Here is a 312-nt window from a genome sequence, read left to right on the forward strand (position 1 = left end):
GCGGCGTAGGCGATGACACATCCTGCATGAAGGGATCTGCAGTGGGGACAGGCGATGACCGTAGGCGGCAGGCGGTCACATCACTGTCTTGGAGGTGTGGCCGGCGCATGAATACTCTGCGCGACGATCCTCACGCACCCGCCTGCCGACGGTCTCGCCGGGCGCGGATGCAGCGCAGCAGCTCCCATAGCCACGGCAGGACCACCAGGCCGAGCGCCGGCACTACGAGCAGCGCCGCCACCTCGGGCGCCGCAGGTTGCGCACGGAATGCCCACTGCGGCTGCGCGTGCCAGCCGACCCAGACCAGCAGAA

Annotated in this window: 1 protein-coding gene; it reads right to left on the reverse strand. The window is 68.9% G+C overall.

All coding sequences use genetic code 11. The annotated features are described in order from the left end of the window. Window positions 1-130 precede the first annotated feature (130 nt). The coding region (locus EN853_RS34435; protein ID WP_210236101.1) for a hypothetical protein at window positions 131-312 on the reverse strand (182 nt) is incomplete at its 5' end.

This window comes from Mesorhizobium sp. M1C.F.Ca.ET.210.01.1.1, from assembly GCF_004791585.1.
Lineage (GTDB): Bacteria > Pseudomonadota > Alphaproteobacteria > Rhizobiales > Rhizobiaceae > Mesorhizobium.